We start from the raw sequence: 24,997 nt of genomic DNA, 5'->3' as shown, positions 1-24,997 counted from the left end.
CGCTTTAAGCGGGTGTTTCTACCAGCAATGCATCTACCCGCTGGAAGCCACGGGGCAATTTGTTCCCGCGGCGTCCACGTTCGCCCTTGTAGTGCTCAAGGTCGTCAGGACGCAGGGACAACGTGCGTTTACCGGCCTGCAGCACCAGGGTCGAGCCTTCCGGGATCACCGCGATGTCGGTCACGTACTCTTCGCGACTGGCCACCCGCTCCCCTGGGATACCAATGATCTTGTTGCCCTTGCCCTTGCCCAGTTGCGGCAGGTCGCTGATCTTGAACACCAGCAAGCGCCCTTCGGTGGTCACCGATGCCAGCCAATTGCCCTCGCGGTCCTCGACCGGGCGCGGCAGGATCACTTTGGCGTTGTTCGGCAGGCTCAGCAGGGCCTTGCCCGCCTTGTTCTTGGCCTGCAAGTCCTCACCCTTGACTACAAAACCGTAGCCGGCGTCGGAGGCGATCACGTACAGCGAGTCATCATCGGGCAGCAATACACATTCAAAACTTGCCCCTGGCGGCGGCGTCAGGCGGCCGGTCAGCGGTTCGCCCTGGCCCCGTGCAGACGGCAAAGTATGGGCCGGCACCGAATAACTGCGCCCGGTGGAGTCGATAAACACCGCGAACTGGTTGGAACGCCCGGCTGCGGCGGTCTTGAACCCATCGCCCGCCTTGTACGACAAGCCAGTGGCATCAATATCATGCCCCTTGGCAGAACGAACCCAACCCTTTTCCGACAGAACGACGGTAATTTTCTCGTTGGGCAACAGCTCGGTTTCAGTCAGGGCCTTGGCTTCGGCGCGCTCGACAATCGGCGAGCGGCGGTCGTCGCCATAGGTTTCGGCATCTTTGATCAGTTCGCTGCGCACCAGCTTCTTGAGCTTGGCTTCGCTACCCAGCAGCGCTTGCAGCTTGGCTTGTTCCTTGAGCAACGCGTCCTGCTCGTCGCGCAGCTTCATCTCTTCCAGGCGCGCCAACTGACGCAGACGGGTATCGAGGATGTAGTCGGCCTGGATCTCGCTCAGTTCGAAACGCGCGATCAACTCGGCCTTCGGGTGCTCGGCGGTGCGGATGATGTGGATCACTTCATCCAGGTTGAGGTAGGCAATCAGCAAGCCGTCCAACAGATGCAGGCGGCGCTCGACCTTGTCCAGGCGGAACTGCAGGCGGCGGCGCACGGTATTGACCCGGAACTCCAGCCACTCCACCAGCAGGTTGCGCAGGTTTTTCAGCTGCGGCTTGCCGTCCAGGCCGATGATGTTGACGTTGACCCGGTAGCTGGACTCCAGCTCGGTACTGGCAAACAGATGCTGCATCAACACTTCGTGATCGACCCGGCTATTGGTCGGGATGATCACGATGCGGCAAGGGTTCTCGTGGTCGGACTCGTCACGCAAGTCCGCGACTTGCGGCAGCTTCGACGGCTTGGCCTGCATCAGCGCGGCAATCTGTTCCAGCACCTTGGCGCCGGAGACCTGGTGTGGCAAGGCGGTGACGATGATGTCGCCATCTTCGACGTGATACACCGCGCGCATGCGCACCGAGCCCTTGCCGGTCTCGTACATTTTCAGCAGGTCGGCACGCGGCGTGATGATTTCCGCTTCGGTCGGGTAGTCCGGCCCCTGGATATGCTCGCACAGCTGCTCGACCGTAGCCTTGGGCTCATCGAGCAGGCGCACGCAGGCGCTGGCGACTTCACGCAGGTTGTGTGGCGGAACGTCGGTGGCCATGCCCACGGCGATGCCGGTGGTGCCGTTAAGCAGGATATTGGGCAGGCGCGCCGGCAAGACCAGAGGCTCGTCGAGGGTGCCGTCGAAGTTCGGGCCCCAGTCTGCCGTGCCCTGGCCCAGCTCGCTGAGCAGCACTTCGGAGTATCGCGACAGCCGCGCCTCGGTGTAACGCATGGCGGCGAACGACTTGGGATCATCCGGCGCACCCCAGTTGCCCTGGCCATCGACCAGGGTGTAGCGGTAGCTGAACGGCTGGGCCATCAGCACCATGGCTTCATAGCACGCCGAGTCGCCGTGGGGGTGGAACTTGCCGAGCACGTCACCGACGGTACGCGCCGACTTCTTGTGCTTGGAGTCCGCGTCCAGGCCCAACTCACTCATGGCGTAGATAATGCGCCGCTGTACCGGTTTCAGGCCGTCGCCGATATGCGGCAAGGCACGGTCCATGATCACGTACATGGAGTAGTTGAGGTAGGCATTTTCGGTGAAGTCAGCCAGCGACCGGCGTTCTACGCCGTCTAAGCTGTCTGCGAGGATGTCACTCATGCGGGCCTCATCATTGTCTGGTCTGGCGCAGCAGCAAGGTGCCGCCACGCTGGGTAAATTCAAGTTGTTTCAATGCGCTCATGCCCAACAGCACTTGCTCGCCACCCAGGCCCGGCGCCACCAGGGCGCGTACGTCCTGCAGGACGATATCGCCCAACTGCAGGCGGTCGAGGTGGGTGCGATAGCCCTGGCTACGGCCGTTGGCGGTGCTCAAGGTCACCGGCAAACCGCGCTTGAGCCCCAGGCGCTCGGCCAACTCGGCCGGCACCGCCACATCGGTGGCACCGGTGTCGAGCATGAAATCCACCGGCTGGCCGTTGATCTGGCCAGTGGCGACAAAATGCCCCTGGCCGTTGCCGACCAGTTTCACTTCTATATAACCCGCGTGTTGCTGCGAGGTGACCACGGCGTTGGGGTTTTCCTGCCGCGCCTCCCATTGCCCAAAAAACCGTGTTGCCAGAAACAGCCCGGCGCCCCAGGCCACGAACATCAATAGGCGTCCAGCGCGCTTGCCGGGCGGTTGCGTGCTCACGGCTGGGCGCTCCAGCCACCGGCCGGGGCGGCAAAACGATAGACCATCGGGCGTTTTTCACCATCGGCCCGGGCGCCGAAATTATTGTCGATGCCAACCCAGGCACCGTCAGCGTCAATCAGCAGCGCTTCCGCCAGCCCGTAACTCTGGGGGTAGCGCCGATTTGGCAGCAGGGCCTCATCGGCGTACGACCAGCACAACTCGACCTTGGCCGTCACGCTGTCGCGCCGGCAGATCTGGAACGCGTTGCGCTCCAGGGTAAACAGCTTGCCGTTGAACAGCGCCAGGTCGGCAAAATCCTTGGACACCGCCCTGGCCCCCGGAAACTGCGCCGGCTGCATTTCCTGGCCGGCTTCGCTCAACAGTACGCATGGGCCATCACAATCCCAAACGCTTTGCCCGCGCTTGATCGAGATCAGCCCACGCCGCTCGCGCTCGGCCGCCAGCCAGATCTGATTGCCCTCGGGGTTGATCGCCAGGCCTTCAAACAACGCATTGAAGTGCAGCAGCAAGCCACTGGCCCGCGCTTCGCGAACCATGCCAGGGGCAATTTTCAGCCACTCTGGATCACCGCTTGCCGGCACCTGCAGCACTGCCGCATGGGCTTCGCTGACGATGTAGCGATTACCTGCGGCGTCACAGCTGATGCCTTCAAAATCCAGGTCGCCGCCGCGTATCACCGACGCTGCCGTGGTGCGCGCGCGCAAGCCCCACGGCAGGCCCGACTCGGGCACTGGTGGCACGTCGAGCTTTACCGTCTCGGCCTGCCAGGTGTCGGCGCGGGTGTCGAGGCGGTAGATCTGGTCGTCGTCGCGGTCAGAGACCGTCCACAACTCCTTGCCACACAACGCCAGGCCCGACAGGTTGCCGCCGCGCATGCCGTCTACCGGGTGTTCGGACAGCAACTTGAGCTCGACCGCAGGCTGGGCAACTGCCTGGGTAGCTGCCAACCCGCTCAACAACAGTATCGCCAGGGCGAAACCGCTGCGCATCAGCCCAATACCTCGGCCAGGTTGCCTTTGGACTCCAGCCAGGCCTTGCGGTCGCCGGCGCGTTTCTTGGCCAGCAACATGTCCATCATTTCCGAGGTGGCGGCGTAGTCTTCCAGGGTCAACTGCACCAGGCGCCGAGTGTTCGGGTCCATGGTGGTTTCGCGCAGTTGCGGCGGGTTCATTTCACCCAGGCCCTTGAATCGGGTGACCTGCGGTTTGCCGCGCTTCTTCTCGGCTACCAGGCGGTCGAGGATGCCGTCGCGCTCGGCTTCGTCCAGGGCGTAGAAAATCTCTTTGCCCAGGTCGATGCGGTACAGCGGCGGCATCGCCACGTAGACGTGACCGGCATCCACCAGCGGGCGGAAATGCTGGACGAACAAGGCACAGAGCAAGGTTGCGATGTGCAAGCCGTCGGAGTCGGCGTCGGCGAGGATGCAGATTTTGCCGTAGCGCAGCTGGCTCATGTCCTCGGCGCCTGGATCGACGCCAATGGCCACGGCGATGTTGTGCACTTCCTGGCTGGCCAGCACTTCGCTGCCATCGACTTCCCAGGTATTGAGGATCTTGCCGCGCAGCGGCAGGATCGCCTGGAACTCCTTGTCCCGTGCCTGCTTGGCCGAACCGCCGGCGGAATCACCCTCCACCAGGAACAGTTCGGAGCGCATCGGGTCCTGGCCGGCGCAGTCCGCCAGCTTGCCGGGCAATGCCGGGCCCTGGGTGATGCGCTTGCGCTCGACCTTTTTGCTGGCCTTGAGGCGACGGCCGGCGTTGTTGATCGCCAGTTCCGCCAGGGCCAGGCCCAGCTCCGGATGTTCGTTGAGCCACAGGCTGAACGCGTCCTTGACCACACCCGAGACAAACGCCGCGGCCTCGCGGGACGACAGGCGTTCCTTGGTCTGGCCGGAGAATTGCGGCTCCTGCATCTTCATCGACAGCACAAAGGCGATGCGCTCCCAGACGTCTTCCGGCGCCAGCTTCACGCCGCGCGGCAGCAGGCTGCGGTATTCGCAGAATTCACGCATCGCATCCAGCAGGCCCTGGCGCAGACCGTTGACATGGGTACCGCCCTGGGCGGTGGGGATCAGGTTGACGTAGCTTTCCTGAACGCTGTCGCCACCCTCGGGCAACCACAGCAAGGCCCAGTCCACCGCCTCCTTGTTACCGGCCAGGCTGCCGCAGAACGGCTCGTTGGGCAGGCGTTCGAAGTCGCTGACCGAGTCTTCGAGGTAGGAGCGCAGGCCGTCTTCGTAGTGCCACTCGACCTTTTCGCCGGTGCCTTTGTCTTCAAAACTGACCAGCAAGCCCGGGCACAACACGGCCTTGGCCTTGAGTACGTGCTTGAGGCGGCTGATGGAGAATTTCGGGGAATCGAAGTATTTCGGATCCGGCGCAAAGTACACGCTGGTCCCGGTGTTGCGCTTGCCGACGGTGCCGACCACTTCCAGCTCGGTGGCCTTGTAGCCATCGGCGAAGGTCATCTGGTATTCGTTGCCGTCGCGCTTGACCTTGACCCGCACCTGCGTGGACAAGGCGTTGACCACGGAAATACCCACACCGTGCAAGCCACCGGAGAACTGGTAGTTCTTGTTGGAGAACTTGCCGCCGGCATGGAGCTTGGTGAGGATCAGCTCGACACCCGAAACCCCTTCCTCGGGGTGAATGTCCACCGGCATGCCGCGCCCGTCGTCGGACACTTCCAGGGAGTGGTCGGCGTGCAAAATGACCTGGACCGACTTGGCGTGCCCGGCCAAGGCTTCGTCGACGCTGTTGTCGATGACTTCCTGGGCAAGGTGGTTCGGCCGACTGGTGTCGGTGTACATGCCGGGGCGTTTGCGCACCGGGTCGAGGCCCGAGAGGACTTCGATGGCGTCGGCGTTATAAGAGCTAGCGCTGGGAGTGGCCATGGGGTCTCGTCGTGAGTCGTTCGATTAAAAAGTAACCTGCGGTTTCACAATGCGGTGAAATCGAAGGATTGGTACTGATCTGCGCCAATGCCGGCAAAACTCAACAGCGCCGGCAACTGTCGGCCAAAACCCTGGTAACCGTGGTCGCCGCCAGCCTGGATACGCAAGGAACAGGCCCGGTAATACTGCTCGGCGAGGCGATAATCCAGTGTTTCGTCCCCGGTCTGCAACCACACCTGATAGCGCTGGGCATCCTGGGGCGCTGCAACCTCAAGCTCAGCCAGGGCCGCGACGTGATCGTGGGTCAATTCCCAGGTTTCATCGGTATAGAGGTTCTTCTGGGTGCCCAGGTAACCGTCGAACATGCGATGGGGGCTGACCGCCGGGTTGACCAGCAGCGCCTTGAGGCCATGGCGTTCGGCAAGATGGGTTGCATAGTAGCCGCCGAGTGAGCTGCCGACCAGCAACGGCCGCCCCAGCTCGCCGATCGCCTGCTCCAGCTGGGCAATCGCCTGGCGCGGGTGGTGATGCAAGGCCGGCACCCGCAGTTGGTCGGCCAGACCGAGACTGTCCATCACGCCCATCAGCAAGCTGGCCTTGGTCGAGGCTGGCGCGCTGTTGAAACCGTGGATATACAAGATCGAAGCGGACATGCCGGGCTCTCCGTGCGTTATCGGCCAAAGGGGCGCAGTTTACAGGGAATGACGCAGTGTGAGCAGGGTTACTGCCGAACGCGGTCTGCCAGGGGTGTGGGAGCGGGCTTGCCCGCGATGGCGCTATATCAGTGATAGATTTGTTGGCTGACCCACCGCAATCGCGGGCAAGCCCGCTCCTACATTTTGGTGTGTGTTTGCAGGTTTAGTAGCCGTTACTGCCGTAATCCACGGTAAAGGTGAAGTCTTTGACCCGCTCTACCCCAGTGTCCAGCCGTCCATCCGGATGCAGACGCAGCCAACGATAGCCTGGCGCCTCTTCACTGACCTTAAAATCCTCACTGCCGGGGGCGAACTGGATGCAGGTCGACGGCGACGCCAGCAAGCGCACGCCATGGCGTTCGCGGTCGATTTCCTGGTGCACATGCCCCCAAAGCACCGCCCGCACCTGGGGGAAGCGGTCGAGCACGGCGAACAGCGCCTCGGGGTTGCGCAGGCCAATCGGCTCCATCCACGCGCAACCAATGGGCACCGGGTGATGATGGAAGCACACCAGATGATGACGGCCCGGCGCTTCACTCAAGGCTTGCGCCAGCAATTGCAGTTGCGGCTCGGCCAGATAACCCGGCACCGAGCCCGGCACCGCGGAGTCCAGCAAAATCACCCGCCAGTTGCCCACATCCACCACCGGTTCCAGCAGTGCGCTGCCCATGGTCGCCTGGGCCATGACCTGCGGCTCATCGTGGTTGCCCGGAATCCAGCGCGCCGGGACGCCAAGCTGCTGGCTCAGGTCGCGAAACTGCTGGTACGACGCAAGCGTACCGTCCTGAGACAAGTCACCGGTGGCCAGCAGCAAATCAATCTGCGGTTGCTGGGCCCGCACCAACTCGATCACCCGTTGCAGGCTGTCGCGGGTGTTCATGCCCAGCAGCGTGCCGTCGGCCTCGGCAAACAGGTGGCTGTCGGACAGTTGCACCAGCAACGCCGGCGCATCAGGGTTCACGGTGGATACGCTCGGCAAGGCGTTCTCCCAGGGCGATCACAAAAATGGACAATGGGCGCAATTATGCTGGGGCAGGACACAAAGAGGAAACCCGTGAAGCGTACGCAGTTCACCTCTAGCGCACGACTTCAAACTCATGGCCCAAGGCCAGGCAATGACTCAACCATTCACCGAGGAACACATTGAGCTGTGCTTTCTCATCGGGCTGGTGCATGAACACATTGGGGTAAGGATAAATGCTGCGAAAGCGCCGCGCATGTTCGGCGCTGACCACTTCGGCCATCCGCGCATCGTGATACACCTGCACTTCCAGCTGCGGCACCGGCAGCCATGGCAGGCTGTGCTCCTGGCGCACGCGCAGGGTGCTGGTGTACGGGCAGGTGAGGATGACTTCCAGGTTCAGCACGCCGAGCATCTGGTCGCCGTGGGTCACGGCAATGCGCCGCGCTTGCGGCGTGCGGCGCATGTCTGGCAGCAGGCGCATCAGCCGCGCATAGTTAGCCTCGCAAGCGGCTTGCAAGCCGATCAGGTCGACCCGGTAGCGTTCCCGTGTCTTTACTGCCATAGCCCCCTCACTTCCGCGCGATTAAGCGCAAGCCATTGCAGGGCGATAATGCTGGCTGCGTTGGAAATCTTACCGTCGCGCACCGCTTGCAGGGCATCTTCAAATGCCCAGGTGGTGACGCGGATATCTTCTGCTTCTTCGGCCAGGCCGTGGATACCGCCGGCACCGGTACTGTCGCAACGCCCCAGGAACAGGTGGACGAATTCGGTGCTGCCACCCGGCGAGGGGAAATATTTGGTAATCGGCCACAGCGCCGAGAAGGTCAGCCCAGCTTCCTCCTCGGCTTCGCGGTGCGCAACCTCCTCCGGTTGCTCGTCCTTGTCGATCAGGCCGGCAACCATCTCCACCAGCCAGGGGTTGTCGGTGCGCCCCATGGCGCCCACGCGAAACTGTTCGATCAACACCACTTCATCGCGCTGCGGGTCGTAGGGCAGTACACACACGGCATCGTGGCGCACAAAGACTTCACGATTGATCACCGGGCTCATGCCACCATCGAACAGCTCGTGGCGCAGCTGTACACGATCGAGCTTGTAGAAGCCCTGGTAGGCATTGTCGCGCTGAACGATTTCAATTTTGTTCGGCGTCGATTTCGCACTGTCGGTCATATCAACCCTCGTTTAATACGGTGTGTGTCTGAGCATCGCGCCATCCTACAGCGCCCGCGTGCCTCGGTGCAGCCCCTTTGCAGTTGCCGGGACGGGCGGCGGCGGTCAAACTCACTGTAATCAGCTTAGTGGCGAACTGACTGGGATGCCGATAGTCCAAGCCCCATCTCTTTCGCTCTTCTCCGCTTTATGAAGGACGCCCATGTCGCTGTTAAAAGTCGCCTCCGTGGCCTGTATTGCCTTGACCCTCGGCGCTTGCCAGAGCCTGTTCCAATCCAGCTACCGTGCACCGCTGGAAGCCACCCGCGATGCCTCCGAGGTGGTGCAACCCGGCTGCACCACCGCCGACTGCCCACTGGTGAACATCGATACCGTGCATTTCGCCAACGAGCCCAAGCTCGATGCGCTGATCGAGCAACGCCTGCTGGAAATGACCCGCACCACGCCCGGCTCCCCATTGCCAGCGACACTGAACGCCTATCGGGAAAAATTCCTGCGCGAGTCCGGCCCGCGCAACAGCATGTACTTGCAGGCCAAGGTACGGGAGCAGCATGACGGCTTGGTGATCATCGAACTGTCCAGCTACCTGGACACCGGCGGCGCCCATGGCGAACCTGGCCGCGGCTTCATCAACTACTCGCGCCAGCAGCAAAAAAACCTGACCCTGGCGGACATGCTGCGCCCCGGCAAGGAAGACGCGTTCTGGAAAGCCGCCCAGGTGGCCCACAACAGCTGGCTGATCAGCACCCGCCTGAGCCTGGAGCCGGACTACGTGAAAAGCTGGCCCTTCCAGAAAACCCCGAACGTGGCGCTGACCTACGGCGCGGTGGTGCTCAAGTACCCTACCGCCACCATCGCGCCCTACGCCATGGGCCACGTCGAGTTGCAGATTCCTTACGCTCGCCTCGACGGCATCATCAAGCCTGAGCTGGTGCCCGTGCGCCGCTGAAGGCGCGCCCGAGGATAAATTGCAGCAGCCCTGCCAGCACCAGTGCCGGCAGGGTTGCGCCAACATCCGGGTACAGATTGGCCAGCAGGTGATAGGTACTGATGCCCCCCAACCAAGCCAGCAGCGCCGGCCAACGCAGGCTTGCAACCAGCGCCTGGCCACGCCGGCGCAGGATGAAGTGGTCTACCAGCACCACGCCAAACAGCGGCGCGAATACCGAGCCGATCAACAGCAGGAAGTTCTGATACTGGGCCAAGGGCGCAAAGCAGGCGATCAGCGTGCACACCAGCCCAATCGCCAGCGCCAGGTGCTCGACTTTCAGGCGCAACAGCATGCCGCTGGACACCGCCGCCGAGTGGATGTCGGCGAAGGCGTTTTCTGACTCATCCAACACAATCAGCAGCAGCGGAATCCCCAGGCCAGCCCCGGCCAACGCCAACAACAGCGCATTGACTTCACCACTGGGCGCGAACGCCAGGGTGTAGGCCACGCCCAGGCTCATCAGCCAGAAATTGCCGATAAAAAAGCCCAGGGCCGTGCCGCCGAACACACGGGTGGCGCGCTGGCCGAAACGTGAGTAATCGGCAATCAGCGGCAGCCAGGACAACGGCATGGCAATGGCGATATCAAACCCGACGGCAAACGGCAGCGAACCGTCGCCAGCCTGGGCCCACAGCGCGGCCAGGTCAGCCTTGGCGAACAGGTTCCAGGTCAGCCACAGGCACGCCGCCAGCAGCAGCCAGATTCCCCATTTGCGCAGGATCTTTCGCACAAAGGTCAACGGGCCGCTGATTGCAAGCAAGGTGGCGAGGCCGCCGAAGAACACGGTCCAGAGCAACGGGCTGGCCAACAGGCTGCCTGCACTGAAGGCGCGGGTGCCCAGCAGGCTAGCGGCATCGCGCATGACGATGATCTCGAACGAACCCCAACCGATCAGTTGCAACAAGTTCAACAGCGCCGGCAGGCTGGCGCCTTTGGCACCCAGGCTGAGCTTGAGGGCGGCCATGGACGACAGGCCGGTGTCACTGCCGATCACCCCGACGGCGGCCAGTAACAGCACGCCCACCAGGGTCCCGAGGAAGATGGCCAGCAACGCCCCCGACAGGCCAAGCCCCGGCGCCAACAGTGCACCGGTTTGCAGGACCATCAGGCCGATGCCGAGGGAGAACCACAGGGAAAACAGATCGCGGGCGCCGAAGACACGTTTGTCTATTGGGACTGCAATGTCGGGAGAGTAGGTACTCGGTTGAATGCTCAAGGGGGTCATCTCAGAGGGACATTTGTTATTGGAGAGATTGCTATCGCGGGCAAGCCCGCTCCCACACATTCAAAAATGTGGGAACGAGCTTGCCCGCGATGAGGCCAGTAGAAGCACCTCCAATCCCAAGTCAGACCTTTTTGTAGAGCTGACTGCCTTCCTGCTTGAACCGCTGCGCCTGCTCGGCCAGGCCCTTGGCCACATCCACGTCCACCGCCTCGATGCGCTGGTTGGCCGCGTATTCGCGCACTTCCTGGGTGATTTTCATCGAGCAGAATTTCGGCCCGCACATCGAGCAAAAGTGCGCGACCTTGGCCGAATCCTTGGGCAGGGTTTCGTCGTGATAGGAGCGCGCGGTGTCCGGGTCCAGACCGAGGTTGAACTGGTCTTCCCAGCGAAACTCGAACCGTGCCTTGCTCAACGCGTTGTCGCGGATCTGCGCACCGGGATGGCCCTTGGCCAAATCCGCCGCGTGGGCCGCAATCTTGTAGGTAATGATCCCGGTCTTCACGTCATCCTTGTTCGGCAAGCCCAGGTGCTCCTTGGGCGTGACGTAGCAAAGCATGGCGCAACCGAACCAGCCGATCATCGCCGCGCCGATGCCCGAGGTGATGTGGTCGTAGCCGGGCGCGATATCGGTGGTCAGCGGGCCCAGGGTGTAGAACGGCGCTTCGTCGCAGCACTCCAGCTGCTTGTCCATGTTCTCCTTGATCAACTGCATCGGCACGTGGCCGGGGCCTTCGATCATGGTTTGCACGTCGTGCTTCCAGGCGATTTTGGTCAGCTCGCCGAGGGTTTCCAACTCACCGAACTGCGCCGCATCGTTGGCGTCGGCAATCGAGCCCGGGCGCAGGCCATCGCCGAGGGAGAAGCTGACGTCATAGGCCTTCATGATTTCGCAGATTTCGTCGAAATGGGTGTAGGTGAAGTTCTCTTTGTGGTGTGCCAGGCACCACTTGGCCATGATCGAGCCGCCACGGGACACGATGCCGGTGACGCGCTTGGCGGTCAGCGGTACATAGCGCAGCAACACACCGGCGTGGATGGTGAAGTAATCGACGCCCTGCTCGGCCTGCTCGATCAAGGTGTCGCGGAACAGTTCCCAGGTCAGGTCTTCAGCGGCACCGCCGACTTTTTCCAGGGCCTGGTAGATCGGCACGGTACCGATCGGTACCGGCGAGTTGCGGATGATCCACTCGCGGGTTTCGTGGATGTGCTTGCCGGTGGACAGGTCCATCACCGTGTCCGAGCCCCAGCGAATGCCCCAGGTCAGTTTCGCCACTTCTTCTTCGATGGACGAACCCAGGGCGCTGTTGCCGATGTTGCCGTTGATCTTCACCAGGAAGTTACGGCCGATGATCATCGGTTCCAGTTCGGTGTGGTTGATGTTGGCCGGGATGATGGCGCGGCCGCGGGCGATTTCTTCGCGTACAAATTCCGGGGTGATGATTTTCGGCACGCTGGCCCCGAAGCTGTGCCCGGCGTGTTGCTGGTCGAGCAGGCCACTGGCACGGGCTTCTTCAAGCTTCATGTTTTCGCGGATGGCGACGTATTCCATCTCGGCGGTAATGATGCCCTGGCGTGCGTAGTGCATCTGCGTGACGTTGGCCCCGGCCTTGGCCCGGCGCGGGTTTTTCACATGGGCAAAACGCAGGGCGGTCAGCTCGGCGTCGCTCAGGCGCTGTTGGCCGAAGTGCGAACTCAGGCCTGGCAGGCGCTCGGTGTCGCCACGGGATTCGATCCACGGCGAGCGCACATCGCCCAGGCCTTTGCGCACGTCAATGATCACGTTGGGGTCGGTGTACGGGCCGGAAGTGTCGTAGACCACCACGGGCGCATTGATCTCGCCGCCAAAATCGGTGGGGGTCACGTCCAGGCTGATTTCGCGCATCGGCACGCGGATATCCGGGCGAGTGCCCTGCACATAGACTTTTTGCGAGCGGGTAAACGGCTGCACGGATCCCGAGTCAACCTTGGCCGACTCACTCAAATGCACGGTGTTTTTTAGTTTTGTACTCATCACGGGCTCTCCAGACACATCCAGGCAGTGGATTTTTGTCGGAGCGAACCTGTGACGGACGGACGCACTGGAAGCAGTGCTGTGCTTGGCGCACGAGGGCTGTTCGATTGTCGAACAACATCCCGGACGAAGCACAAGAGGACTCGCCGGGTGACGAGAAATCTTGTTCCCTACGCAGGCGCTAACCTGATCAGGTTCAACGGGATCCGGTATTTACCGATCTCAGCCTCATAGCAAGGCACCCCGACAAGAACGCGGCCAGTCTAGACCATGGAGCAGGCAAATTGCCAATAGCGGTGCATTCAGCGTGATGAATGGCGCAATTACAGGATTGTTGTGCGGGGGTGTGGCCACTACACTCGCCTACTGTCTCAACGCCTTGACGCTATGGATTGCTCGTCGTAGCCTTGGGCGCTAAATTATCGCCGTAATATTTATCTAGGGATCGCCTCATGCTGCGCAAACTTTCACTGGCTCTTGCCGTGTCTTGTGCGACCAATGGAATGGTCTGGGCAGCAGAAGCGCCCTTGTCGACCAAAACCGACTTGGTCAGCGTCTACCAGGAAGCGGTGGACAACAACGCCGACCTGGCCGCCGCCCGCGCCCAGTACGGCGCGCAGAAAGAAGTGGTGCCCCAGGCCCGCGCCGGCCTGCTGCCCAACCTCTCGGCCGGTGCCGACGTGAACAACGTGCGCACCCAGATCGACACACCGTCGGCCACCGCCAATCGCGACGCCCACACCTGGCGCGCAACCCTGAGCCAGCCGCTGTTCCGCGCCGACCGCTGGTTCCAGTTGCAAGCTGCCGAAGCGGTCAATGAACAAGCCGCACTGCAGCTGTCGGCCACCGAGCAGGAACTGATCCTGCAAAGCGCGGAAAACTACTTCGCCGTGCTACGCGCCCAGGACAACCTGGCCTCGACCAAGGCCGAAGAGGCCGCCTTCAAGCGCCAACTGGACCAGTCCAACGAGCGTTTTGACGTGGGCCTGTCGGACAAGACCGACGTGCTGCAATCCCAGGCCAGCTACGACACGGCGCGGGCCAACCGGATCCTCGCCCAGCGCCAGGTAGATGACGCGTTTGAAGCGCTGATCACCCTGACCAACCGCCAGTACAACGCGATCCAGGGCATTGTCCATACCCTGCCCGTTTTGCCGCCAGCACCCAACGACGCCAAGGCCTGGGTCGACACCGCCGGGCGCCAGAACCTGAACCTGCTGGCCAGCAACTATGCGGTCACCGCCGCCGAAGAAACCCTCAAGCAACGCAAGGCCGGCCACGCGCCGACCCTGGACGCGGTGGCGCAATACGAAAAAGGTGACAACGACGCCCTCGGTTTCAGCAACCCCAACGCCTTCGGCCAGCCCTATCGTGGCGACGTCGAGCAACGCACCATCGGCCTGCGCCTGAATATCCCGCTGTACAGCGGCGGCCTCACCAGCTCCCAGGTACGCGAATCCTATTCGCGCCTGGGCCAGACCGAACAGCAACGCGAAGGCCTGCGCCGCCAGGTGGTGGAAAACACCCGTAACCTGCACCGCGCCGTGAATACCGATGTAGAACAGGTGCAGGCACGCCGCCAGTCGATCATCTCCAACCAGAGCGCAGTGGAAGCCACGGAAATCGGTTACCAGGTGGGCACGCGCAATATCGTCGACGTGCTCGACGCCCAGCGCCAGCTGTACACCTCGGTGCGCAACTACAACAACAGCCGTTATGACTACATCCTCGACAACCTGCGCTTGAAACAGGCGGCGGGAACGTTGAACCCGGGGGATCTGCAGGACCTGGCGCGCTATCTGAAGGCTGACTACAACCCGGACAAGGATTTCCTGCCGCCGGACCTGGCCAAGGCCGCGGCCGAACAACTGAAGGCCCGCCCCAGTAACTAAACCCACCACATGACAAATGTGGGAGCGGGCTTGCCCGCGATACAGGCGCCTCGGGTTATCTGCAACACCGAGGTGATGCTATCGCAGGCAAGCCAGCTCCCACAGTTGGTGTGTGGTATGTGCAAAGTCCTGTGCCCAGCCGAGATCCCCTGTGGGAGAGGGCTTAGCCGCGATGGCGGTGGGTCATGTAAGGATGTGTTGACTGGCCTACCGCTATCGCAGCGATGCGGCGACCCGACAAGCCAGCTCCTACATTTTTGACCGAGCTGGGTCAGGGTTTGAGCAGTCTGTCCAAGCCATCGAGCAAACGCTTCAACGCGCCCTGATTGGCCTGCATCACTTTGAGCCCCGCCAGCGCCCGCTTGTGCGCATCCTGTGGCAGTTCGAACAGTTGCCGCACTACCTCGGCCAACCCTTCGGCATCATCCACTTCCTGCAACGCCCCGGCGTCGCGCATCATTGCGGCGATTTCGAGGAAGTTGAACAGGTGCGGGCCGCTGATCACCGGCTTGGCCAGCGCCGCAGGCTCCAGCAGGTTGTGCCCGCCGTTGGGCACCAGGCTGCCGCCGACAAAGGCGCTGTCGGCCAAGGCGTAGAGAAACAGCAGCTCGCCCATGGTGTCGCCAAGCAATACCGAGGTGTCGGCATCGACCGGCGCCCCACTGGAGCGCTGCACCGTGGCAAAACCCTGCTGTTGGCATAGCTCCAGCACCGTGTTGAACCGCTCCGGATGACGGGGCACCAGGATCAACAGCGCGTTGGGGTAGCTGGCGAGCAACTGCCGGTGGGCTGCCAGCACCACTTCATCTTCGCCCTCGTGGGTACTGGCGGCGATCCATACCGGGCGCTCGCTGGCCTGCCACTGCTCACGCAACGCGGCGGCGCGTGCCAAAAGCGCTGGGTCGATGGTCAGGTCGAACTTGATCGAGCCGGTGACTTCGACCGTTTCCGGGCGCGCGCCCAGGCTGCGAAAGCGCTCGGCCTCGGCGGCGGTCTGCACCGCGAACAGGCTCATGTCTGCCAGCATCGGCGCAGTCAATTTGGCGAAACGCCCGTAACCCTTGGCCGAACGTGCCGACAGCCGCGCATTGGCCAGGGCTACTGGAATCCCGCGCTTGGCGCATTGATGAATATGGTTGGGCCACAGCTCGGTTTCCATGATGACCGCAAGCCTGGGCTGGACCCGGTCCAGGAAACGCTTGGCGGCACACGGCAAATCGTAGGGCAGGTAGCAATGCTGGATGCGCGGCTCGTTGGCAAACAGTGCCTGGATCCGCTCGGAACCGGTGGGCGTCATGCAGGTGACGGTGATCGGCAGCTGTGGATGACGCTCCAGCAAGCCACGGATCATCGGTGCGGCGGCGATGCTCTCGCCCACCGACACCGCGTGCACCCAGATCCCACCGGGTTTGAGTACCGGCAAACCGTAGGAAAAGCGCTCGCTGACGCGCTTGGCGTAGGCCGGCGCCTTGCGGGCACGTAGCCATAGTCGTAAGGCCACCAACGGCAGCGCCAGGTAAAACAGACAGCTGTAGAGAGTTCTATTCATGGCGGCGGAGTTTATCGGCTTTTTCAGCCGATCGCCTGCAAACACGCGGTAAAACGTTCGGCCAGAAAGCGCGCGGCCGGACCCAGGGGCTCATCGCGCCGCCACACCAGTTCCACCACCAGGGCCGGTGGCGTCCATTCGCTGTCCAGCTCGACCATCTGCCCGTGATAGGTCGGGTATTGCACCACATGCCGGGGCAACCAGGCCCAGCCCAGGCCACGGGCCAGCCATTCGGCCAGCACGTAGAAGCTGTCGGCGCGCCATACCTGGGGGCTGGCCGCCTCGCTGCCGGGGTAAACGCTGGTCTGGGTCGACATCAGCAATTGGCGAAACTGCGCCAAGCGCTGGCAATCGACAAAACCTTCCCTGGCCAACGGATGCCCGACGCCACACACCGTGACCATCTCCACACTGCCAACCACCCGCCGCTCAAGGGCTTCGGGGATCTGGTCGTGATAAAACAGCAACCCCAGGTCAGCCTTACGCTCCACCAGCTTGCGCGCGACATCGCCCTGGGCTGTGCTGGACAACTGCACCTCCAGGCTGGGAAATTTCCCCGCCAGCGCCTCTAGGCTGTCGAGTACCGGCTGATAGAGCATGGCTTCGTCCTGGGCCAGGCGCAGCCGCGCTTCTTCGCCGCGCATCAACGACAAGGCGCGGCCATTGAGGCGCTCACACTGGCGCAGCACTTCCCGGGCCTCCTCCAGCAGCACAGTGCCGGCCTCGGTCAGGCGTGGCTGGCGACCGCTACTACGCTCAAACAGGCTCACGCCCAGGTCGGCCTCCAGCAAGGCAATGCCATTGCTCACCGCCGACTGCGCCTTGCGCTGGTGCCGTGCCACCGCCGAAAACGAGCGCTGCTCGGCGACGCTGACAAACAGGCGCATCTGCTCCAGGTTCCATTGCACGCTCATTGGCTAAACCCATCTTAAATTCGGATAGGTAATGACTTTACCCCATCTACGGATTCTCTAGAATGCCGGCCTTGTTATGCGCCCCTATTTCCGAGGAACACCCCCATGAACGCCGCCTACTACTACCTGGCCATTGCCATTTGCTCGGAAGTGATCGCCACCGTTTCCATGAAAGCGATCAAGGGCTGGAGCACGCCAATCCCGCTGCTGCTGGTTATCGTCGGCTACGGCGTGGCGTTCTGGATGCTCACGCTGGTGGTGCGCACCGTACCGGTGGGCGTGGCCTACGCGGTGTGGGCGGGGCTGGGGATCGTCATGGTCAGCATCGCAGCGCTGTTTATCTATGGGCAGAAGCTCGATCTGCCGGCGATGCTGGGGATGGGCTTGATCGTGCTGGGCGTGGTGGTGATTCAGTTGTTTTCGAAAACAGCCGGCCACTGACCTTCTACAGTTGTTGATCCTGGGCAAAGATCCCGCTGTCGAGTCTGTATACTTGGCCTCTTGTTCTGAACACTGAGGTCGCCCATGCCATCCGTTATTTCCACCGACGTCCTGATTGTCGGCGCCGGGGTTGCCGGCCTCTGGCTCAACGCGCGCCTGCGCAGCCAGGGGTTTTCCACGATTGTGGTGGAGAACGCGACCCTGGGTGGCGGGCAGAGCGTGAAGTCCCAGGGGATCATTCACGGTGGTGCGAAATACGCCTTGCACGGTGCCCTGACCGGCGCTTCCGAAGCCATTGCCGACATGCCGCGACGCTGGCGTGAAGCGCTGGCGGGCACCGGCGAGCTGGACCTGACGGGCGTGCGCTTGCTGTCCCAGGCCCATTACCTGTGGTCGCCCGGCACCCTGGCCGGCAACCTCACCAGTTTCTTCGCCAGCAAGGCGGTGCGTGGTCGCGTCGACCAGGTCAAGGGCGACGATTTGCCGCCGGCCCTGCAAGACCGCCGCTTCAAGGGCAAGGTCTATCGCCTGGCCGAACTGGTGGTGGACGTGCCGAGCCTGATCGAACGCCTGGCGCAACTGGCCGGCGACGGCCTGCTCGCCGGGCAACAGATCGAGCCGCTGCTGGAAGGCGGCATCCTGGTCGGCCTGAAAGTCGATGGCCGGGCGATCCGCGCCCAGCGCATCGTGCTGAGTGCCGGCGGCGGCACCGCCGAGCTGCTGACGGCCCTGGGCCTGAGCCAGCCGGCCATGCAAAAGCGCCCGCTGCATATGATCATCGCCAAGGGCCCCGGCCTCAAACCCCTGTACGCGCACTGCCTGGGCGGCGGCACCAAGCCACGGATCACCATCACCACGCACCCGGCCGCCGATGGCCATTGGGTGTGGTACATGGGCGGTGATATTGCCGAGACCGAAGGCGTGCACCGCACGCCCGCCGAGCAAATCGCCACCGCGCAAAAGGAGCTGGCGCACCTGCTGCCGTGGATCGACATGAGCCAGACCCAGTGGGCAACCCTGCGGGTGGATCGCGCCGAACCCCTGCAAACGGGCCTGACCCGGCCAGACAACGCGTTCCTCGCCGAACAGGGCCGCCTGTTGGTGGGCTGGCCAACCAAGCTGGCCCTGGCGCCGGACTTCGCCGACCGCGTGCTCAGCGCCCTGGAACGTGACGGCATCCAGCCAACCCCAAGCACGCCGCTGCCTGAACTGCCACGCCCAGCCATCGCCCAACCCGCCTGGGAGCAATTGTTGCCATGAGCCTGCCGACCCTGCATGACCTTCATCGCCCCCTGGGCAGCACCGGCCTGCTGGTATCGCCGCTGGGCCTGGGCACCGTGAAGCTGGGCCGCGACCAGGGGGTGAAGTACCCCAATGGTTTTCAGATCCCCAATGATGAAGAAGCGCGGATGTTGCTGCGCCAGGCGCGCGAGCTGGGGATCAACCTGATCGACACCGCACCGGCCTACGGCCATAGCGAAGAGCGCCTGGGGCCGCTGTTGCGTGGCCAGCGCCAGGACTGGGTGATTGTCAGCAAGGTCGGCGAAGAGTTTGCCGACGGCGTGTCCCACCATGACTTCACCGCGGCCCATACCCGGCTCTCCGTGGAGCGCAGCCTGAAACGCCTGGAAACGGATTTCATCGACCTGGTGCTGGTGCATTCCGACGGCAATGACTTGCATATCCTTAATGACTGCGAGGTCTACCAGACCCTGGCGCAGCTCAAGGCCGAGGGCAAAATTCGCGGCTTCGGCTTCTCCGGCAAAACCGTCGAAGGCGGCGTGAAGGCTCTGGAACAAGGCGATTGCGCCATGGTCACCTACAATCTGAACGAGCAAAACGAAAAAGCCGTGATCGATTACGCCGCCGCCCATGGCAAAGGCATCCTGGTGAAAAAGGCCCTGGCCAGCGGCCATGCATGCCTTGAGCCTGGAGTGGATCCAATTCATGCCAGTTTCGTCTTGTTGTTTGCGCAAACGGGCGTGGCCAGTGCTATTGTCGGGACCATCAACCCGCTGCACCTTGCCCATAACGTGGCAACCGCTGCCAAGATCATTCGCCAATCCTGATGCCGCCGACGCGGCCGACCCCGACGCAAGAAGGAGCCGACATGCCGCGAACGCTCATAAGAAAAAACCCCAGTAACTTTAAAACACTGCCGCTGTACGTCGAAGCCACCCCCGAAGGCCTGAGCTACCAGAGCGTGGGCATGCCGCTCAACTTTGCCCAGACTCTGCAGCGGCGCAAGCCGGTGGAGGTGGCGGATGCCGAACGCTTCGCCCTGGAACTGGCCAACCTCGGCGTATCGGTGCGCCTGACACTGCACTGGCAAAACCGCGATTACTGGGTGTTGGTGCGCCAGCGCCGGCAGGACCGTGGCGATGTGGTGCTCAAGCTGATTTCCGGCTACGTGCCGGCCCATGAACTGAACCTGCCGCTGCACACGGCCATCCAGGAAATCGCCGAGGAATGCCTGCTGGAAACCCCGGAAGGCTGGCTCGGCGGGCGTTTCAACGACACCTGGCTGCCGGCGCCCTACTCCAGCGCGCTGCATTATCGTGAGGCCTTGCCGTTTCGCCTGTCACCGCTGTCCGGCGCCGCCCGCCCGGTGCGCTGCGCCAGCATGCAACTGATCGAACGCCCCCGGGCCTATGTGCACCTGCCCACGGCCTCCCTGCAATTGATCTATGACCTGCGCCTGGAAGTGCCCAAGGAAGCCAAGTCCTTGAGCCTGTTCCATGTGGACGAACGTCTGGAGGGCGATCAACTGGTGGCGCGCCTGGACCGCCAGCGCCCGGACCTGTACCTGATGCCCCTGAAGGACGGCCAGCCGTGCGCCGAGCTGTATACCCTGAAGAAGGATCAACTGATCCCGGCGAGCACGCGCGGCTTGTACCTGGCCGAGAGTTTTGCCCAGCAGGAAGGCTGGCTGGTGCGCGATGAGCGGATCCGCTGGAAGGACTGGCTCAGGCAACAGGGCCTGAGCGCGCCAGAGAAGGAATCGAAGTTGAGCCAGTTGACCGGGCGGGCCAGGCAGATCTTGCGCAAGATGGTGCCGAAGAAGGCGGGTCGCTGAAGCAGCCCCGCCTGTGGCGAGCGGTTTCTACTGGTTGAGTAGTTTTTCCAGCCCAACCGTCAACGGCGTCGGCTCAGGCAATGTGAAGCTCGCCGCCAAGCGCTGGTTGTTGGCCCTGGAATGCCGGATATCCCCCGAGCGCGGCGCGGTGTAGCTGACAGCCGGCAATGAGCCGACGATTTGCGACAGCGCCTGCAGCAACTGCTTGAGGGTGGTGGTGCGGTTCCAGCCGACATTGATCGCGCCCAGCGGCGCATCGGCCATTTCCACGGCTTGCACCAGCACGGCTACCAGATCCCCGACGTACATGAAGTCACGGGTTTGCTCACCGTCGCCGAACACGGCAATCGGCAGGCCTTTTTGCGCGCGCTCGCTGAAGATGCTGATCACCCCGGAATACGGCGATGAAGGATCCTGGCGCGGCCCAAAAATGTTGAAGAAGCGGAAAATCACCGGCTCCAGGCCATGCTGGCGACGGTAGAAGTCAAAGTAGTGCTCGCTGGCCAGCTTGTCCGAAGCGTATGGCGTCAACGGTGCCCTGGCGGTTTGCTCATCGATGGAGTCGCCTTCGCCGTTGTTGCCATACACCGCCGCACTGGAAGCAAACACCACACGCTTGACCCCAGCCTGGCGCATGGCTTCGCAAACATTGAGGCTACCCACGAAGTTGCTCTGGTGCGTACTGACCGGGTCATCCACCGACGCCTGCACCGAAGCGACTGCCGCCAGGTGCACTACCGCCGTAACCCCTACCGCTGCACGAGCGACCAGTGCGGCATCGGCCACATCGCCTTCGAGCAGTTGCAGGCGTGGGTTGTCCAGCGGCAGGTTGCTGCGCTTGCCGGTGGACAGGTTATCCAGCACGCGCACCGCGTAGCCCTTGGCCAGCAGTGCATCGACCAGATTGGAACCGATAAAGCCAGCACCACCGGTAATCAGTACGAGAGCATCAGACATAGCGGCAAACCCTATTGAGCGGCATCGTTGGTTTGGCGAATTTTTTCGACAATCGCGGTGGTCGAGCTGTTTTCCACCAACCCCAGGACTTTGACCTTGCCGCCATAGGCGTTGACGATATCGGCGCCGACCACCTGGTCGACCGAGTAGTCGCCGCCCTTGACCAACACGTCCGGCTTGACCTGGGCCAGCAGGTTTTCCGGGGTGCCCTCGGAGAAACTGATCACCCAGTCCACCGCGCCCAACCCAGCCAGGACCGCCATGCGCCGATCCACACTGTTGATTGGCCGGCCAGGGCCTTTGAGGCGGCTGACCGAAGCATCGTCGTTGATCGCCACGATCAGGCGATCACCCTGGGCGCGGGCCTGCTCCAGGTAAGTCACATGGCCGGCGTGCAGGATGTCGAAGCAACCGTTGGTGAAAACGATGCTTTCGTTATGGGCACGGGCATCGTCAATCGCCAGCAGCAATTGCTCAAGGCTCAACACGCCACGCTCCGAGCCTTCCTCGCGTTGGATCGCACGGCGCAGTTCCGGGGCGCTGATGGATGCCGTACCCAGTTTGCCCACCACAATGCTCGCCGCCAGGTTGGCCAGGGCAACCGCGTGGGGCAATTCCTCACCGGCTGCGATCGCCGCCGCCAGGGTGGAAATAACGGTGTCGCCGGCGCCGGTGACGTCGAATACTTCCCGCGCCCGCGCCGGCAGGTGCATGGCCGGGTGACCGGGGCGCAGCAGGGTCATGCCGTGTTCGCCACGGGTCACCAGCAAGGCGCCGAGGTCGAGGTCGGCCATCAGGCGTGCGCCTTTGCTCACCAAGTCGTGCTCATCGGCGCAGCCGCCGACGATGGTTTCAAATTCGCTGAGGTTCGGCGTGATCAGGCTGGCGCCCCGGTAGACCGAGAAGTCCTTGCCCTTGGGATCGGCCAGCACCGGGATGCCCCGGGCCTTGGCGGCCTGGATCAGCACCTGGTGGTTTTTCAACGCGCCTTTGCCGTAGTCCGACAGCACCAGCACCTTGATGCCTTCGAGCAACGTGTCGACCTGGTCACTGAGGGCCAGGGCGTCGGTGGCGAAGGGTTCTTCAAAATCGATACGCAGCAATTGCTGGTGACGGCTCATGACCCGCAGCTTGACGATGGTCGGCTGGTGGGCAATGCGCTGGAACAGGGCACGCACACCAGCGCCGCGCAGGCTGTTGGTCAGGCTGTCGGCGGCTTCGTCGTCGCCGGTCACGCCGACCAGGGAGGCCGGGGCGCCGAGTGCAGCGATGTTAAGGGCGACGTTGGCAGCGCCGCCTGGACGGTCTTCGATTTGCTCGACCTTGACTACCGGTACCGGTGCCTCAGGGGAAATCCGTGAGGTACCGCCATGCCAGTAACGGTCGAGCATGACATCGCCGACCACCAAGACAGGGGCTTGATCGAATCGCGGCATGGACAACTTCATGGAGCAACCCACATACAAAATGAACAGGGGCGCGATATTAGCACAGGGAAAAGCATCGACCGATTCAATCCTGGCGGTCGATCCCAGCCTGGCTGCAATAGCGCCTCAATAGGCATCTGTCACGTGGGAGGGCGCCACAGGGTCACCTTCTTCGAACTCCTTGGCGTGCAAGCGGGCGTAGTAACCGTTCTTCGCCAGCAGCTCGACATGGGTGCCGCGCTCGACAATCTGGCCGTCGTCCATCACCAGGATCAGGTCGGCTTTCTCGATGGTGCTCAGGCGGTGGGCAATCACCAGGGTCGTGCGGTTCTTCACCACATGGTCCAGGGCCGCCTGGATATGGCGCTCGGACTCGGTGTCCAGGGCCGAAGTCGCCTCGTCGAGAATCAGCAGCGGCGCATCCTTGAGCAAGGCCCGGGCAATCGCAATGCGCTGGCGCTGGCCGCCAGACAGCAGCACGCCATTCTCGCCCACCAGGGTTTCGTAGCCCTGGGGCATCTTCACGATGAACTCGTCGGCATAGGCTTCGCGAGCGGCATGGTGCACCGCGTCGGCGGGCGCTCCGGCCAGGTCGCCATAGGCGATGTTGTTGGTCACGGTGTCGTTGAACAAGGTGACTTGCTGGGTCACCAGGGCAATTTGCCGGCGCAGGTTGCGCAGGGTGAAATCCTGCACGCGTACGCCGTCGAGCAGAATCTGCCCCTGTTCGTGCTGATAGAAGCGCGGAATCAAGCCCGCCAGGGTCGACTTGCCGCTGCCCGAACGCCCCACCAGCGCGACCATTTGCCCAGGCTCGACGATAAAGCTGATGTCGTTGAGCACCTTCTTGTCGCTTTCCGGGTATTGGAAGCTGAGGTTGCGCACTTCAATGCGCCCAGCCAGACGTTCATGCTCGATCACGCCCTGGTCGACTTCGACCGGCTCATCCAACTGCTCGAAAATACTCTCGGCACCCGCCACGCCCTTTTGGATGGTCGAGCTGACTTCGGACAGCTGGCGAATCGGCTTGGGCAACAGGCCGGCCATGGTGATGTAGGCCACCAGGTCGCCGGGCGAGGCATCGCCACGCAAATACAGGACCAGGAACATGACCACGGCCATCGCACTGTAGGTCACCAACTGCAGCATCGGCGTGTATACCGCGCCGGTCTTGGTCATCGCCAGTTGTTTCTCGGTATTGCTCAGGCTCGCCTGCTCGAAGCGCACCTTTTCATATTTCTCGCCGCCAAAGCTGCGGACCACACGGTAGCCGTGGATCGTCTCGGAGGCCACATGGGTCACGTCGCCCATGGACACCTGGATTTTCTTGCTTTGCTTGCGGAATTTACGGCTGGTGCTGTTCACCATCATGCCGATCACCGGCAGGATCGCCAGCATCACCAGGGTCAGCTTCCAGTTCATCCACACCAGGGTGCAGAACAGGAAAATCACGGTCATGCCTTCGCGGATAACCACCTTGATCGCATCGGTGGCTGCACCGGTGACCATGGTGACGTTGAAGGTAATGCGCGAAATCAGGTGGCCGGAGTTGTTCTTGTCAAAAAAGCGGTTGGGCAACTCCAACAGTTTGTTGAACAGCACCACGCGCAGGTCGTGGACCAGGCCCAGGGAAACCCGTGCCAGGAAGAAGTTGCCGAGGAACGAACCCACGCCCTGCCAGGCCGCGATCAGCACGATCATCAGCGGCACGGTTTCCAGTAACTGCAACTTGCCCAGATAGGGGTTGCCGGGGAACAGGCTGGCCTCGGGATTCGCCAGGCCATCGACGAAATACTTGAGGATATAAGCGAGCATCGGTTGGGTCGATGCGAAGATCAGGAACCCGACAATACTCAGGATGAACAGACCCACATAAGGCCGTACGTAAGTCAGGAGGCGGAAGTAAATCGCCAGCGTCGACTGGGTTTTCGGTTCAGGACTGCTCATGGGAATCCGCGCAAATCAGTAAGGCGCGGATCATATCACAG

At 62.6% G+C, this 24,997-nt stretch carries 21 protein-coding genes and 1 riboswitch; of the genes, 6 read left to right on the top strand and 15 right to left on the bottom strand.

Features of this window, described 5'->3' with window-relative positions:
- Positions 1 to 4: 4 nt before the first annotated feature.
- The 8 genes from parC to ACO77H_RS02315 all read right to left on the bottom strand — a co-directional run bounded on the left by parC (position 5) and on the right by ACO77H_RS02315 (position 8,526).
- The gene (gene parC / locus ACO77H_RS02350; protein ID WP_170042443.1) at positions 5 to 2,269 is read right to left on the bottom strand and encodes a DNA topoisomerase IV subunit A; all 2,265 of its coding nucleotides are present in this window, start codon (positions 2,267 to 2,269) and stop codon (positions 5 to 7) included.
- Between the two features lie 10 nt (positions 2,270 to 2,279).
- On the bottom strand, positions 2,280 to 2,801 hold the full coding sequence (locus ACO77H_RS02345) for a TIGR02281 family clan AA aspartic protease (protein WP_169952241.1): 522 nt from the start codon (positions 2,799 to 2,801) through the stop codon (positions 2,280 to 2,282).
- Positions 2,798 to 3,793, bottom strand: a complete 996-nt coding sequence (locus ACO77H_RS02340) for an esterase-like activity of phytase family protein (RefSeq protein WP_169952244.1) — start codon at positions 3,791 to 3,793, stop codon at positions 2,798 to 2,800. Before ACO77H_RS02340 ends, ACO77H_RS02345 begins: the two co-directional genes overlap by 4 nt.
- A complete protein-coding gene (parE, locus tag ACO77H_RS02335) occupies positions 3,793 to 5,697 on the bottom strand; it encodes a DNA topoisomerase IV subunit B (protein ID WP_169952246.1) in 1,905 nt (634 codons plus the stop codon). Before parE ends, ACO77H_RS02340 begins: the two co-directional genes overlap by 1 nt.
- Positions 5,698 to 5,741: 44 nt before the next feature.
- Positions 5,742 to 6,350 carry a YqiA/YcfP family alpha/beta fold hydrolase gene (locus ACO77H_RS02330; RefSeq protein ID WP_432754952.1) on the bottom strand — a complete coding sequence of 203 codons (609 nt, stop codon included), beginning with the start codon at positions 6,348 to 6,350 and terminating at the stop codon, positions 5,742 to 5,744.
- 205 nt (positions 6,351 to 6,555) lie between these two features.
- A complete protein-coding gene (gene cpdA / locus ACO77H_RS02325; protein ID WP_170042440.1) occupies positions 6,556 to 7,371 on the bottom strand; it encodes a 3',5'-cyclic-AMP phosphodiesterase in 816 nt (271 codons plus the stop codon).
- Positions 7,372 to 7,468: 97 nt separating this feature from the next.
- Complete coding sequence (locus tag ACO77H_RS02320; protein WP_169952252.1) at positions 7,469 to 7,918, bottom strand: DUF1249 domain-containing protein; 450 nt, start codon at positions 7,916 to 7,918, stop codon at positions 7,469 to 7,471.
- A complete protein-coding gene (locus ACO77H_RS02315) occupies positions 7,909 to 8,526 on the bottom strand; it encodes an NUDIX domain-containing protein (protein ID WP_169952254.1) in 618 nt (205 codons plus the stop codon). The genes ACO77H_RS02320 and ACO77H_RS02315 overlap by 10 nt, the downstream gene beginning before the upstream one ends.
- 202 nt (positions 8,527 to 8,728) lie before the next feature.
- On the opposite strand from ACO77H_RS02315, the gene ACO77H_RS02310 reads away from it, so the two are divergent.
- Positions 8,729 to 9,475 (top strand): RsiV family protein, encoded by a 747-nt coding sequence (locus ACO77H_RS02310; protein WP_432754951.1) that lies wholly within the window; start codon positions 8,729 to 8,731, stop codon positions 9,473 to 9,475.
- On the opposite strand, the gene cytX is transcribed toward ACO77H_RS02310, so the two are convergent.
- Together cytX and thiC are read right to left on the bottom strand one after the other, a co-directional pair.
- Positions 9,444 to 10,733: a putative hydroxymethylpyrimidine transporter CytX gene (cytX, locus tag ACO77H_RS02305; protein ID WP_170042438.1), complete on the bottom strand. Its 1,290-nt coding sequence runs from the start codon at positions 10,731 to 10,733 to the stop codon at positions 9,444 to 9,446. The genes ACO77H_RS02310 and cytX overlap by 32 nt on opposite strands.
- A 130-nt stretch (positions 10,734 to 10,863) precedes the next feature.
- Positions 10,864 to 12,753 carry a phosphomethylpyrimidine synthase ThiC gene (gene thiC, locus ACO77H_RS02300; RefSeq protein ID WP_169952260.1) on the bottom strand — a complete coding sequence of 630 codons (1,890 nt, stop codon included), beginning with the start codon at positions 12,751 to 12,753 and terminating at the stop codon, positions 10,864 to 10,866.
- Positions 12,754 to 12,903: 150 nt separating this feature from the next.
- Positions 12,904 to 13,009, bottom strand: a riboswitch (TPP riboswitch).
- A gap of 196 nt (positions 13,010 to 13,205) precedes the next feature.
- Between thiC and ACO77H_RS02295 the strand changes: the two genes are divergently transcribed.
- On the top strand, positions 13,206 to 14,645 hold the full coding sequence (locus ACO77H_RS02295; protein WP_169952262.1) for a TolC family outer membrane protein: 1,440 nt from the start codon (positions 13,206 to 13,208) through the stop codon (positions 14,643 to 14,645).
- A gap of 271 nt (positions 14,646 to 14,916) precedes the next feature.
- On the opposite strand, the gene waaA is transcribed toward ACO77H_RS02295, so the two are convergent.
- Both waaA and ACO77H_RS02285 read right to left on the bottom strand, forming a co-directional pair.
- Entirely contained in the window at positions 14,917 to 16,194 is a 1,278-nt protein-coding gene (waaA, locus tag ACO77H_RS02290; RefSeq protein ID WP_432754950.1) for a lipid IV(A) 3-deoxy-D-manno-octulosonic acid transferase, read from the bottom strand.
- A 23-nt stretch (positions 16,195 to 16,217) separates the two neighbouring features.
- On the bottom strand, positions 16,218 to 17,108 hold the full coding sequence (locus ACO77H_RS02285) for a LysR family transcriptional regulator (protein WP_169952266.1): 891 nt from the start codon (positions 17,106 to 17,108) through the stop codon (positions 16,218 to 16,220).
- A 105-nt stretch (positions 17,109 to 17,213) separates the two neighbouring features.
- Here ACO77H_RS02285 and ACO77H_RS02280 point away from each other — a divergent pair, with 105 nt between their 5' ends.
- The 4 genes from ACO77H_RS02280 to ACO77H_RS02265 all read left to right on the top strand — a co-directional run bounded on the left by ACO77H_RS02280 (position 17,214) and on the right by ACO77H_RS02265 (position 20,625).
- Positions 17,214 to 17,549, top strand: a complete 336-nt coding sequence (locus tag ACO77H_RS02280) for a DMT family transporter (protein ID WP_099170110.1) — start codon at positions 17,214 to 17,216, stop codon at positions 17,547 to 17,549.
- A gap of 84 nt (positions 17,550 to 17,633) precedes the next feature.
- A complete protein-coding gene (locus ACO77H_RS02275) occupies positions 17,634 to 18,809 on the top strand; it encodes an NAD(P)/FAD-dependent oxidoreductase (protein ID WP_169952268.1) in 1,176 nt (391 codons plus the stop codon).
- The gene (locus ACO77H_RS02270) at positions 18,806 to 19,618 is read left to right on the top strand and encodes an aldo/keto reductase (protein WP_432754949.1); all 813 of its coding nucleotides are present in this window, start codon (positions 18,806 to 18,808) and stop codon (positions 19,616 to 19,618) included. Before ACO77H_RS02275 ends, ACO77H_RS02270 begins: the two co-directional genes overlap by 4 nt.
- A gap of 41 nt (positions 19,619 to 19,659) precedes the next feature.
- Positions 19,660 to 20,625, top strand: a complete 966-nt coding sequence (locus ACO77H_RS02265) for a metal ABC transporter ATPase (RefSeq protein ID WP_169952272.1) — start codon at positions 19,660 to 19,662, stop codon at positions 20,623 to 20,625.
- Positions 20,626 to 20,652: 27 nt separating this feature from the next.
- Here the strand turns inward: ACO77H_RS02265 and ACO77H_RS02260 are convergent, their stop codons facing one another.
- From ACO77H_RS02260 to msbA, 3 genes are all read right to left on the bottom strand, one after another.
- On the bottom strand, positions 20,653 to 21,582 hold the full coding sequence (locus tag ACO77H_RS02260) for an NAD-dependent epimerase/dehydratase family protein (protein ID WP_432754948.1): 930 nt from the start codon (positions 21,580 to 21,582) through the stop codon (positions 20,653 to 20,655).
- A gap of 11 nt (positions 21,583 to 21,593) precedes the next feature.
- Complete coding sequence (hldE, locus tag ACO77H_RS02255; RefSeq protein WP_170042429.1) at positions 21,594 to 23,030, bottom strand: bifunctional D-glycero-beta-D-manno-heptose-7-phosphate kinase/D-glycero-beta-D-manno-heptose 1-phosphate adenylyltransferase HldE; 1,437 nt, start codon at positions 23,028 to 23,030, stop codon at positions 21,594 to 21,596.
- Between the two features lie 105 nt (positions 23,031 to 23,135).
- Positions 23,136 to 24,956, bottom strand: a complete 1,821-nt coding sequence (gene msbA / locus ACO77H_RS02250; protein ID WP_169952278.1) for a lipid A export permease/ATP-binding protein MsbA — start codon at positions 24,954 to 24,956, stop codon at positions 23,136 to 23,138.
- Between the last annotated feature and the right edge of the window lie 41 nt (positions 24,957 to 24,997).

Source organism: Pseudomonas sp. WMBT8 (assembly GCF_050916005.1).
In the GTDB taxonomy this organism is placed as follows: domain Bacteria; phylum Pseudomonadota; class Gammaproteobacteria; order Pseudomonadales; family Pseudomonadaceae; genus Aquipseudomonas.
The sequence above is the reverse complement of the archived record's forward strand: the minus strand, read 5'-3'. Positions and strand labels throughout refer to the sequence as shown.